Source organism: Novosphingobium sp. FG90, from assembly GCF_057808725.1.
The window spans coordinates 58866-70776 of sequence record NZ_JBMDIO010000011.1 but is presented as its reverse complement, the minus strand read 5'-3'; the positions used below and the strand labels follow the sequence as shown (position 1 = coordinate 70776).

At 68.4% G+C, this 11911-nt stretch carries 9 protein-coding genes and 1 riboswitch; of the genes, 7 read left to right on the top strand and 2 right to left on the bottom strand.

Features of this window, described 5'->3' with window-relative positions; translation table 11 throughout:
* Positions 1 to 39: 39 nt before the first annotated feature.
* Complete coding sequence (fahA, locus tag ACODRZ_RS12180) at positions 40 to 1371, top strand: fumarylacetoacetase (protein ID WP_488986202.1); 1332 nt, start codon at positions 40 to 42, stop codon at positions 1369 to 1371.
* On the opposite strand, the gene ACODRZ_RS12175 is transcribed toward fahA, so the two are convergent.
* A complete protein-coding gene (locus ACODRZ_RS12175; RefSeq protein WP_488972828.1) occupies positions 1355 to 2341 on the bottom strand; it encodes an alpha/beta fold hydrolase in 987 nt (328 codons plus the stop codon). The two genes, fahA and ACODRZ_RS12175, sit on opposite strands and share 17 nt — an antisense overlap.
* Before the next feature lie 98 nt (positions 2342 to 2439).
* A riboswitch (cobalamin riboswitch) is annotated at positions 2440 to 2682 on the top strand.
* A 183-nt stretch (positions 2683 to 2865) separates the two neighbouring features.
* Between ACODRZ_RS12175 and cobW the strand changes: the two genes are divergently transcribed.
* The 4 genes from cobW (at position 2866) to bluB (ending at position 9175) form a co-directional block, all read left to right on the top strand.
* Positions 2866 to 3915 carry a cobalamin biosynthesis protein CobW gene (cobW, locus tag ACODRZ_RS12170; protein ID WP_488972827.1) on the top strand — a complete coding sequence of 350 codons (1050 nt, stop codon included), beginning with the start codon at positions 2866 to 2868 and terminating at the stop codon, positions 3913 to 3915.
* Entirely contained in the window at positions 3915 to 7787 is a 3873-nt protein-coding gene (gene cobN / locus ACODRZ_RS12165) for a cobaltochelatase subunit CobN (protein WP_488972826.1), read from the top strand. The genes cobW and cobN overlap by 1 nt, the downstream gene beginning before the upstream one ends.
* A 2-nt stretch (positions 7788 to 7789) precedes the next feature.
* Entirely contained in the window at positions 7790 to 8398 is a 609-nt protein-coding gene (gene cobO, locus ACODRZ_RS12160; protein ID WP_488972825.1) for a cob(I)yrinic acid a,c-diamide adenosyltransferase, read from the top strand.
* 135 nt (positions 8399 to 8533) lie between these two features.
* Complete coding sequence (gene bluB / locus ACODRZ_RS12155) at positions 8534 to 9175, top strand: 5,6-dimethylbenzimidazole synthase (RefSeq protein WP_488972824.1); 642 nt, start codon at positions 8534 to 8536, stop codon at positions 9173 to 9175.
* Here the strand turns inward: bluB and ACODRZ_RS12150 are convergent.
* The gene (locus ACODRZ_RS12150) at positions 9162 to 10022 is read right to left on the bottom strand and encodes an ABC transporter substrate-binding protein (protein ID WP_488972823.1); all 861 of its coding nucleotides are present in this window, start codon (positions 10020 to 10022) and stop codon (positions 9162 to 9164) included. The genes bluB and ACODRZ_RS12150 overlap by 14 nt on opposite strands.
* Before the next feature lie 71 nt (positions 10023 to 10093).
* Here ACODRZ_RS12150 and ACODRZ_RS12145 point away from each other — a divergent pair, with 71 nt between their 5' ends.
* Complete coding sequence (locus tag ACODRZ_RS12145; RefSeq protein WP_488972822.1) at positions 10094 to 11104, top strand: FecCD family ABC transporter permease; 1011 nt, start codon at positions 10094 to 10096, stop codon at positions 11102 to 11104.
* Positions 11098 to 11871, top strand: coding sequence for an ABC transporter ATP-binding protein (locus ACODRZ_RS12140; protein WP_488972821.1), 774 nt, complete (start codon positions 11098 to 11100; stop codon positions 11869 to 11871). The genes ACODRZ_RS12145 and ACODRZ_RS12140 overlap by 7 nt, the downstream gene beginning before the upstream one ends.
* Positions 11872 to 11911: the final 40 nt, after the last annotated feature.

The following is an 11911-nucleotide window of genomic DNA, read 5'->3' as shown; positions in this document are numbered from 1 at the left end:
GCCCTCATAAGGGCAGCAGGTCCGCGACGACGAAGAAACATGGAGAGAACGCAAGTGAACTGGTGGACCATCGACGAAACGCATGACCCTGCCCGCTCGAGCTGGGTCGAAGGGGCCAACGGTCACCGCGACTTCCCGGTCCAGAACCTGCCTTTCGGAGTCTTCTCAACGACCGAGGCGACACCCCCCAGGATCGGCGTGGCGATCGGGGACAGCGTGCTCGATCTTTACGCGCTGGCAGCGGCAGGGCTCGTGCCATCCGGCCTCGCACAGATCTGCAGCGACTGCAGCATGGCGCGGCTGATGGCGATCCCCGCCGAAGACCGGCGCGCCCTGCGCCGCGCGCTGTCCGACGTCTTGTGCGACGAGGCACGGCGTCCGCTGGTCGAGCCGATGCTGCACCCCGCCGAAGCCTGCGAACTGCACCTGCCGACCCGCATCGGCGACTACACCGACTTCTACGTGGGCATTCACCATGCCAACAATGTCGGCCGCCAGTTCCGCCCCGACAACCCGCTGCTGCCCAACTACAAGCACGTCCCGATCGGCTACCACGGTCGTGCCTCCTCGATACGCCCCTCGGGTGTTCCGGTGCTTCGCCCCAGCGGTCAGCGCAAACCGCCCGAGGCCCAGGCACCGATGTTCGCGCCGACTGCAAGGCTGGACTACGAGCTGGAGATGGGTGTCTGGATCGGTCGCGGCAATCCTCTGGGCGAGCCTGTGCCGATCGCGAATGCTGCGCAGCATATCGCAGGTTTCTGCCTGCTCAACGACTGGTCGGCGCGTGACGTACAAGGCTGGGAATACCAGCCGCTCGGCCCGTTCCTGTCGAAGAATTTCCACTCGACGATCTCGCCATGGGTGGTCACGCCCGAAGCCCTCGCCCCGTTCCGCGTGGCCCAGCCGCCCCGACCCGAGGGCGACCCGCAGCCCCTCCCCTACCTCAGCGACGCCGATGATCAGGCACACGGCGCCCTCGGCGTCATGCTGCAGGTCCACCTGAGCACACGGGCGATGCGTGAAGCCGGGCTTCCCGTCTTTCGTCTCAGCCATGGTCCGGCAACCAACATGTACTGGACGGTCAATCAGATGGTCGCGCACCACGCCTCGAACGGATGCAACCTGACGCCCGGCGACCTGCTCGGCACCGGCACGATTTCCGCCCCGGAGCGCGAGGGCTTCGGCAGCCTCATGGAGCTGTCGCAAGGCGGCAAGACACCCCTGACTCTGGCCAATGGCGAGACGCGCGCATTCCTCGAGGACGGCGACGAGATCACCATCACCGCCACCGCCTCTGCTGAGGGCTATGTACCCATCGGCTTTGGCGAATGCCGTGCCCGGATCCGCTCGGCGGTCAGTCGAGCGCCTTGATCAGGTCGGCATTGAAGCGCTTGGGGTCCTGTACCTGCGGGCTGTGACCATAATCGGGATAGGTGATGAGCGTCGCGCCGGAAATGCGCGCGGCAGCTTCGCGCGCCAGCTTGGGATAATCGCCCAGCGTCGCTTTCAGCACCGGGTCGGCGCGGGTCTTGCCGATCGCGGTGTTGTCCTTCTCGCCGATCATCAGCACGGTCGGCACCGTGATGCGGCGCAGCTCGTGGACTACCGGTTGGTTGAACACCATGTCCGAAGTCAACGCCTGGCTCCACGCCACGATCGCGCCGTCCTGCCCGGCATACATGGACGCAAGCATGTCCACCCAGCGGTCGTAGTCCGCCCGCCACTGCCCGGCGTAGTACGTGCTCTGCTGGTAGGCCTTGATGCTGTCGCGCGTGGTGCGCAGTTCGGAGGCGTAGAGCTTGTCCACAGTGGTGTTCGGCACCCCCTTGGCGCGCCAGTCCTCCAGCCCCAGCGGGTTGACCAGCACCAGCTTCGAGACGTCGCCTGGATACTGCAGCGCATAGCGCATCGCCAGCATCCCGCCCATCGAGTGCCCGACGATCACCGGCTTGTCGATCTTCAGCCGGGTGAGCAGATCATGCGTGTTCGCCGCCAGTGTATGCAGCCCGTACTGGTAGCGATCGGGCTTGCTGGATTTGCAGAAGCCGACCTGATCGGGCGCGATCACGCGGTAGCCCGCCCCGGAAAGCGCCTTGATCGTCGCGTCCCAGGTGACCGCGCAGAAGTTCTTGCCATGCAGCAGGACCGCCGTGCGCCCGTTCGGCCGGGAGGGCATGACGTCGATATAGGCCATGTCGAGCGTCTGGTTCTGGCTGTTGAAGCCGAAGTGCTGGATCGGCCGCCCGTAGGAGAAGTCCGCCAGCATCGGATCTGCCTGCGCCGGAGTGGCAATCCCGCAGGCTAGAACCATGGCAAGAGCGGCAGAACGCAAGGACGACAAACGACTTCTCCTTCAAGGATTTGAATGCCTAATGTTCGCAGCTGCGAAGGGTTGCCGCAACAGGACACTTGCGCCTCCCCTCACGCCCCGGTATCCGCCGGGAACAAGATCGCGCCGGTGCCCCGCAAGGGGCTTAAAAGGGAAGGCGGTGGGAGTGGCTCGCCACTCGAATCCGCAGCTGTCCCTGCAACTGTAAGCGGCGAGCGCGATGCACATCGCCTGTCCCCAGCGGGACGGGCAGCCACTGAGGCCGGACGCTGCGACATGCGAGGCTTCGGGAAGGCCGTGCATTGATGCGTTGACCCGCGAGCCAGGAGACCTGCCGGCGTCTGGTCGCTCTTGCCTTGGTCCAGGGGATGGCCGCGGCACGGTTCACCGTCTGAGCGACGACACGCATGCGGCCCGGGGCCGCGGCGGAGCAGGTCGCCGGGCGTCTTCGCGCCTGTCCGTCGCCCTGCCCCGCGCTGGCGCGAAAGCGCCGGTACGCCCCACCGCGAGAAGTCGCCGGCGCGGGAGTGAGACCCTTGAGCAAAGTACCCACCACCGTCATCACCGGCTTCCTCGGCGCCGGCAAGACCACGCTGATCCGCCACCTGCTGCAGAACGCCAAGGGCCGCCGCCTCGCCCTCGTCATCAACGAGTTCGGCGACGTCGGCGTCGACAGCGAACTGGTCAAGGGCTGCAACGACGAAGCCTGCCCCGAGGACGACATCCTCGAACTCGCCAATGGCTGCATCTGCTGCACCGTAGCCGACGACTTCCTGCCGACGATGCAGAAGCTGCTGGATCGCGAGACTCCGCCCGACCATATCATCATCGAGACGTCCGGCCTTGCGCTGCCCAAGCCGCTGGTGAAGGCGTTCCAGTGGCCGGATATCCGCACCCGCGCGACGGTGGACGGCGTGATCGCCCTGATCGACGCCGATGCGGTCGCCGCCGGTCGCTTCGCCACGGATGAAGAAGCCCTCGCCGTCGCCCGCGCCGCCGATCCCAACCTCGACCATGACAGCCCGCTGGAGGAACTGTTCGAGGAACAGCTGGGCTGCGCCGACATGGTGGTACTCAACAAGACTGACCTCGTCGATGCGGACGTGCTCGCCGAGGTGGAAAAGACCGTCGCCGCCGAGACGCGCCCCGGCGTCAAGATCGTGCGCGCGGACCACGGCGCGGTGGATATTGCCGCGCTGCTCGGCATCGTCGCGGCGGCCGAGGACGACCTCGACAGCCGCAAGTCGCACATCGACGGCCTCGACGACGATCACGATCATGACGACTTCGACACCTTCATCCTCAACGGCAGCGAAGTGGCCGATCTCGACGCGCTGCTGACGGGCCTGAAGGAGCAGATCGCCGCGCACGACGTGCTGCGCGTGAAGGGCATGGTCGCGCTGGCGGGCAAGCCCAGCCGCCTCGTCCTGCAGGGCGTCGGCCCTCGCATCCAGCACTTCTTCGACCGTGCGTGGAAGACCGAGGAACCGCGCCGCACGCAGCTGGTGGTGATCGGCCAGAAGGGGCTCGATCAGGCCGCCATCGAAACCGCGCTGGCGGGTGTGCTGGGCACAGTCGCAGCCTGATGCACCTGCTCTCCGCCACCCCGGGCACGATCTCCAACGGCGAGGAGGCGATCGACCTCGACCAGCCGCCGGGCGACATCGTCATCCTGACGGTGGCGGACAGCGAACTCGCCTGCTTCGCCAAGGCGGCAGCAGGGCTGCCAGAGGGCGCGCCGAGCGTCCGCCTCGCTAACCTGCTGCAGCTGCGGCATCCCTATTCGGTCGATCTCTACGTCGAGAAGGTCATCGCTCACGCAAAGTTCGTCTGCGTGGTGCTGCTCGGCGGCAAGAGCTACTGGCCCTATGGCATCGACGAGATCGCCCTGATCGCCCGCGAGAAGGGCATCGCCTTCGCCGCCATCGCCGACGGGCGCGAGGATGATCCGACGCTGACGGTCGCCTCCACCCTCCCCGCCGAGACGGTCGAGCACTTGCGCGACTATCTGCGGCAGGGCGGCAGCGCCAATGCCCTGTCGTTCCTGCGCACCGCTGCAAGGCTGATCGGCGAAGACTGCGGCCAGCCCGACGACCCGGTGCCGGTGGCCGATGCCGGGCTCTACCTGCAAGGCGTGGATCGCCCCACGCTGGCGAACCTTCAGGCCTCGTGGCAACCGGACGCGCCGGTCGTGCTGCTGGTGTTCTACCGCGCGTTGATGATCGCGGGCACGCTCGATGCGGTAGACGCGATGGTCGCGGCGCTCCAAGCGCGGGGGCTCAACGTCGCCGCCGTCCATGTCCGCGCGCTACGCGAGCCTTTCGCGATCGACTGGCTCGGAGGCCTGATGGCCGAGATCGCGCCCGACGTGATCGTCAACGCCACCAGCTTCGCGTCCTCATCATCGGGAGAGCCGCGCGTCGGCGGGGTGCTCGAACGCGCCGACTGCCCGATCCTGCAGGTCGCCTTCGCGGGCGTCGAGGAGGCCGACTGGCAGGCTGCGGCACGCGGCCTCGGCCCTCGCGATCTGGCGATGAACGTGGCGCTGCCCGAACTCGACGGCCGCCTGTTCACCCGCGCCGTCGCCTTCAAGGCCGCCGAACGCTTCGACGAAGTGACCAAGTGCGGGATCGTCGTCCCTCGCGTCGCCCCGGACCGGGTGGCCTTCGTCGCCCACCTCGCCGCCAACTGGGCGAGCCTGCGCCGTACCGTGCCCGCGCAGCGCAAGGTCGCGCTGGTGCTGGCGAATTATCCCAACCGCGACGGGCGGATCGGCAACGGCGTCGGCCTCGACACGCCCGCCAGCGCGGCCTCGATCCTCTCCAGCCTTCGTGCTGGCGGCTACGATACCGGCGCCGCGCCAGAAGACGGGCAGGCGCTGATGCGGCTGATGACGGGCGGGGTGACCAACGATCTGACTTCGCTCGACCGGCCCGGTGAGATTTCGCTGCCGCTCTCCGACTATGAAGCCGCCTTCGCCGAGGTGCCCGAAGGCGCGCGCGCGAAGATGCTGGAGCGCTGGGGCCTGCCCTCTGCCGATCCCTTCGTGAGGGACGGCGCGTTCCGTCTGCCGGTCCACCGCTTCGGCAATGTCTGCGTCGCGGTGCAGCCGGCGCGCGGGTACAACATCGACGCCAAGGAAACCTACCACGACCCGGCGCTGCCGCCGCCGCACGCCTACCTCGCCTTCCACGTCTGGCTGGAGCGACAGTTCGGCGCGCAGGCGCTGGTCCATGTGGGCAAGCACGGCAATCTCGAATGGCTTCCCGGCAAGGCGATCTCGCTCTCGGCCGAGTGCTTCCCCGAGATTTGCGCCGGGCCGCTGCCGCAGCTCTACCCCTTCATCGTCAACGACCCCGGCGAGGGCACGCAGGCCAAGCGCCGCATCGGCGCGGTGATCGTCGATCACCTGACCCCGCCCCTCACCCGCGCGGAAAGCTACGGGCCGCTCAAGCATCTCGAAGCGCTGGTGGACGAATACTACCTCGCCGCCGGGATGGACCCGCGCCGTCTGGAGCGGCTGCGGCGCGACATCATCGACCTCGCCCGCTCGCAGGGCCTCGACAAGGACGCCGGGGCCGAGGGCGACGGCGACGATGCGCTGTCGGCGATCGACAACTATCTGTGCGAACTCAAGGAACTGCAGATCCGCGACGGGCTGCACGTCTTCGGGCAATCGCCGGAGGGGCGCTTGCGGCGTGACCTGCTGGTGGCGCTGGCGCGAACGCCGCGCGGGTATGACGGGCCGGGGCAAGCCTCTCTGCTGCGGGCGATGGCCGAGGATTTCGCGCTGGGGTTCGACCCGCTCGACTGCCGTATGGCGGACCGCTGGGATGGCCCGAGGCCGGAGGTGCTGGTGGCGGTCTCGGACGAGCCTTGGCGCACGCTCGGCGATACGGTGGAGCGGCTGGAACTGCTGGCGGCGGAGTGGGTGGATGTACTGCCCCCACCCCCCACACCTCGTCACCCTGAACTTGTTTCAGGGTCCATTTCGCCGCCTGCCCCCGAGGTGGGTGTCACCATCGGCGCTGTCGTTTCGCCGCCGCAAAGCACCGCGCCCGAGGCCCGATGGACCCTGAAACAAGTTCAGGGTGACGAAGTTGGGGGAGGCAAGGGGAGCGCCGTCCTCCGCGCCATCGCCAGCGATCTCGCCCCGCGCGTGGACGCCTGCGGCCCCGCCGAAAGTGCCGCCCTGCTCGCCGGGCTCGACGGACGCTTCGTCACCCCCGGACCTTCCGGCGCGCCCACCCGAGGCCGCCCGGACGTGCTGCCCACCGGGCGCAACTTCTACTCGGTCGACACCCGCGCGGTGCCCACCGCCGTCGCCTGGGATCTCGGCCAACGATCGGCGCAGCTCATGGTGGAGGACTATCTCCAGCGCGAGGGCGAATACCCCCGCGCCATCGCGCTCTCCGCATGGGGCACCGCCAACATGCGCACCGGTGGCGACGACATCGCACAGGCCCTCGCACTGATGGGCGTGCGCCCGCGCTGGGAGTGGACTTCAGGCCGCGTCACCGGGTTCGAGATGATGACGCTCGCCGAACTCGGCCGCCCGCGCGTAGACGTAACCTTGCGCGTCTCGGGCTTCTTCCGCGACGCCTTCCCCGAACAGATGGACCTGATCGACAGCGCCGCCCGCGCCGTCATGGCGCTGGAGGAAAGCGCCGAGGACAACCCCGCCGCCGCCCGCCACCGCGCCGAAACCGCGATGCTCGCCGCTGAGGGGCAGGACGAAGTCGTCGCCGCCCGCCGCGCCGGAGCCCGCGTGTTCGGCTCCAAGCCGGGGGCCTACGGCGCCGGCCTACAGGCGATGATCGACGAGAAGCTGTGGCATGACCGCGCCGACCTCGCGAACGTCTACCTCGACTGGGGCAGCTACGCCTATGGCGCGGGTGTCGAGGGCGATGCCGAACGCGACCTCTACGCCGCCCGACTGACGCAGGCCGACGCGGTGGTCCAGAACCAGGACAACCGCGAGCACGACCTGCTCGACAGCGACGACTATTACCAGTTCGAGGGCGGCATCGCCGCAGCGGTGGAACACCTGAAGGGCCGCGCGCCGGTCAGCTACCACAACGACCACTCGCGCCCCGAACGCCCCGTCATCCGCACGCTGGCGGACGAGATCGGCCGCATCGTGCGCGGCCGCGTGACCAATCCCAAATGGATCGCGGGCGTCATGCGGCACGGCTACAAGGGCGCGTTCGAGATCGCCGCCTCGGTGGACTACCTCTTCGCCTTCGCCGCGACGACCAGCGCGGTGAAGGACCACCACTTCGACGCCGTCCACGCCGCCTTCATCGAGGACGAGGCGGTGCGGGAATTCATGGCGCAGGCCAACCCAGCCGCCCTTCGCGAAACCGCCGCACGGCTGGCCGAGGCGCTGGAGCGCGGCCTTTGGAAACCCCGATCGAACAGCGCGGGCCTGCTGCTCGCCCAAGTCTCAGGAGCATGATGATGGCCGAACGCACCGACGAACAGCACGCCGAGAAGATGAAGAAGAAGCAGGCCGCGCATGACCGCATCATGGCGGGCAAGACCGTCGAAAAGGGCCTGCTGATCGTCAACACCGGCAAAGGCAAGGGCAAGACCACCGCCGCGCTGGGCATGGTGGTGCGCATGATCGGGCATGGCAAGAAGGTCGGCGTCGTCCAGTTCGTGAAGGGCGCGATGACCACCGGCGAGAAAGCCGTCTTCGACGCCTTCCCGAACAACGTCGAGTTCAAGGCGATGGGCGAAGGCTTCACCTGGAACACCCAGGACCGCGCCCGCGACATCGCCCTCGCCCGTGAGGCGTGGGACGAGGTGAAGCGCATGGTCGCCGATCCGGCCTACGACATGGTGCTGGCGGATGAACTGAACATCGTGCTGCGCTACGACTACCTGCCGCTTGACGAAGTGCTTGAGGTGCTGACCGCGCGTGCGGAGATGAAGCATGTCGTCGTCACCGGGCGCAATGCACCACAGGGGCTGATCGACGCCGCCGATCTCGTCACGGAGATGACGCTGGTGAAGCACCCCTTCCGCGAGCAGGGCGTGAAGGCGCAGACGGGGATCGAGTTCTGATGCAACCCGTCATCCCAGCGAAAGCTGGGACCGCCATCGTTGTTCGTGCCCAACCCTCGGCTGGGCGCCCTGACGAAAGTTGGCCTCCTGAAGTGACGATAGCGGTCCCAGCCTTCGCTGGGATGACGACGTAAGATGACCGCCCCCACCTTCTCCCCTTCATTCCGCGAAGACCTTTCCGCGCTGCTCGCATGGCGGCGCGACGTGCGGCATTTCCGGCGTGATTCGCTGGATGAGGGGCTTGTCGCCAAACTGCTCGCGACCGCGCAACTGGCGCCCTCGGTGGGCAATTCGCAGCCCTGGCGCTTCGTGCGGGTGCGTTCGGCGGCCTTGCGTGAAACCCTCGCCGCGCATGCCGATGCCGAAGTCTCCCGCGCGGGCGACACCGCCTACGAGGGCGAGCGCCACGCCACTTATGCTGCGCTGAAACTCCACGCCCTCGACCATGCCCCCGAAGTCGTCGCGGTGTTCTGCGACGAGGCCACACCCATCGGCATGGGCCTTGGCGCGGCGACGATGCCGCAGACGCGCGAGTGGTCGGTGGTCATGGCGATCCATACGCTGTGGCTGGCAGCAAGAGCGCAAGGGCTCGGGCTCGGCTGGGTGTCGATCGTCCAGCCCGATTTCGTCACCGATCTGCTGGAGACGGCGCCGTCATGGCGCTTCGTCGCCCTTCTCTGCCTCGGCTATCCGGAGGAACCGGACGACGTGCCCGAACTCGAGCGCAAGGGCTGGCAGGCCCGGTTGGACACAGGCGCGCATGTCAGCGTGCGTTGACGCCCTGCACCAGCGCCCGCGCCGCCTTGACGTAGGCGGGGCCGCCGCAGACCGTCCAGGCCTGCGGAATGGCGACGCGCGGGATGCCGTCCAGCACCGGATGATGCATCATCGCCGTGCCCTGGTCGACGACCTTGTCGGTCGCGCTGTCGACCACGATCACGTCGGGATGCGCGGCCGCCAGTTCCTCGATCCCCATCTGCGAGAGCGCGGGCTTGCCCAGCCTGCCTGCAAGGTTCGTTACCCCGACGCGCGTCATCAGGTCGTCGATCAGCGTGCCGGTGCCGGTCAGATATCCGCGCCGCTGCCAGTAGGCCGCCACCACGCCCGCGCGGACGCGCGGGAGACGCGCAAGGTCGCGCTCCATGCCCGCGATCAGCGCCTCGCCCCGCTCGGGATGGCCGACCGCACGCGCGACGTCGCGGATCGAGCGCTGGATCGCCGCGTAGCTGTCGGCCGACTTGAGATCGACGGCCGGGTAGCGCGCCTTCAGCGCCTTGATCGCAGGATTGCGCCGCGCGGGCATCCCGACGACGAGATCCGGGTCGATGGCCATGATCTCCTCGGCCGAGCCGCCCAGGATCGGCAGGCCCTTCGCCCGCGCCGCTTCGGCGGACATGGCGGGATCGGCGGCATAGCGGGTGAGCCCGGCGATCTGCCCGCGATCCGCCAGCGCCAGCACCAGTTGATCCGCGCACAAGTTCAGCGAGACGATCCGCTTCGGACGCGATACAGACCCCCTCGATACCGGCCCGTCAGCGGGTCCGGCAGAAAGGGAGACGCCGCAAACCGCGACCAGTCCGCAAAGGACCAGACAGGCCGAACGAAGATAAGCCGAAATCGCCATCATGGCGTTCCCATAGCAACACGACCCCGGGACACAAGCGTGACGGGGAGCCGATCCAGCCAGAGGTGTTCGTGCCTGAAATTCCCGTGCCCCGCGCCCGTAACCGGGCGCTGCTTCCCGTCCTTCTTATCGGCATCCTCGCGGCCGCCCTCGCCTCGCTGACGCTGGGCGCGGTCGCCATTCCCACCGCACGACTGGTCGATGCGGCGATGGGCCATGGCGATCCGGTGGTCCGCGCGATCCTGTTCGAACTGCGCCTGCCGCGCACGCTGGTCGCCCTGATGGTGGGCGGGATGCTCGGGCTCGCAGGTGCCGCACTGCAGGGATACTTGCGCAACCCGCTGGCCGAACCTTCGGTGCTCGGCGCGTCGAACTCGGCGGCGCTGGGTGCGGTGGCGGCGATCTACTTCGGACTGGGCGACCTCAACCCCGCCGTGCTGCCGGTGCTGGCCATCGCCGCCGCGCTGGGCAGCCTCGCGCTGCTGTTCGTCCTTGCCGGGAAAGCCGAAGGACCGCTGGCGCTGATCCTCGCCGGCATTGCGGTATCGACGCTGGCGGGTGCCGGGATCAGCCTGACGCTGAACCTTTCGCCCAACCCTTTCGCGGCGATGGAGATCATGGCCTGGCTGCTCGGCTCGATCGAGAACCGGCAGATGGACCATGTCTGGATCGCCCTGCCCTGCATCGCGGTCGGCGCCGCGCTGCTGCTCTACGACGGGCGCGCGCTCGATGCACTGTCGCTGGGAGAGGACGGGGCGCGGTCGCTCGGCGTCAATCTCACCCGCACCCGCGCGCGGCTGCTGCTGGGCGTCGCGGTGGGCGTGGGCGGCGCGGTCGCGGTGTCGGGATCGATCGGCTTCGTCGGGCTGATCGTACCGCATCTGATGCGCCCGCTGACCGACCGCAGCCCCTCGGCCGTGCTGCTGCCGTCCCTGCTGGGGGGCGCGGTGCTGCTGACGGGTGCCGACATTCTCCTGCGCCTGATCCCCACCGCCAGCGAATTGAAGCTGGGGGTGGTGACGGCGTTCCTCGGCGTCCCCGTCTTCCTCGTCCACCTGCTGAAGGAGCGCCGCCTGTGGTGACCGTGACCATCAATGGCCTGTCCGTCGACTTGCGCCGACGCGCCGTGCTCCACGGCATCTGCGCCACCCTGAAACCCGGCGAACTGACGGGAGTGATCGGCCCCAACGGCGCGGGCAAGTCCACGCTGGTGCGCGCCCTGCTGGGCCTGATCCCGGCGACGCACGGGTCAGTGGAGATCGACGGGCGCGACATCGCGCGCATCCCCCCGCGCGAGCTGGCGCGCCTGCTGAGCTACCTGCCGCAGGGGCAGGTGCTGCACTGGCCGCTCAGCGTCGAGCGGCTGGTGGCGCTAGGCCGCCTGCCGGGTCTCGGGCCGATGTCGCGACTTGGGGAAGAGGACCACGCCGCCGTCCATGCCGCAATGGACCGGGCGGACGTGCTGCACCTTGCGGGGCGCACCGCAACCGAACTGTCGGGCGGTGAACGCGCGCGGGTCATGCTGGCGCGGGCTCTGGCGGTGGGCGCGCCGGGGCTGGTGGCGGACGAGCCGCTGGCCTCGCTCGATCCGGGGCACCAGATCGACGTCATGGAACTGCTGTCCGCCGAGGCACGAAGCGGCGCGCTGGTGGTGACGGTGCTGCACGACCTGACGATGGCAGCGCGCTACTGCAAGCGATTGCTGCTGATCGATCGCGGTATGCTGGTTGCGCAGGGCTCGCCGCAGGACGTACTTACGGGCGAGCGGCTGCGCGAAGTCTATGGCGTGACCGGACGGATCGATTTCGGCGGCGACGCGGCGATGGTCATGCCGCTGGAACGGGTTTGAACTGCCCCTTCGTCATTGCGAGCAATGACGAAGGGAAAGC

Excerpts from the sequence above, each read along its gene's own strand:
- fahA (WP_488986202.1), top strand. The coding sequence starts at position 40 with ATGGAGAGAACGCAAGTGAACTGGTGGACCATCGACGAAACGCATGAC.
- cobN (WP_488972826.1), top strand. The coding sequence starts at position 3,915 with ATGCACCTGCTCTCCGCCACCCCGGGCACGATCTCCAACGGCGAGGAG.
- cobO (WP_488972825.1), top strand. The coding sequence starts at position 7,790 with ATGGCCGAACGCACCGACGAACAGCACGCCGAGAAGATGAAGAAGAAG.
- bluB (WP_488972824.1), top strand. The coding sequence starts at position 8,534 with ATGACCGCCCCCACCTTCTCCCCTTCATTCCGCGAAGACCTTTCCGCG.
- ACODRZ_RS12150 (WP_488972823.1), bottom strand. The coding sequence starts at position 10,022 with ATGGCGATTTCGGCTTATCTTCGTTCGGCCTGTCTGGTCCTTTGCGGA.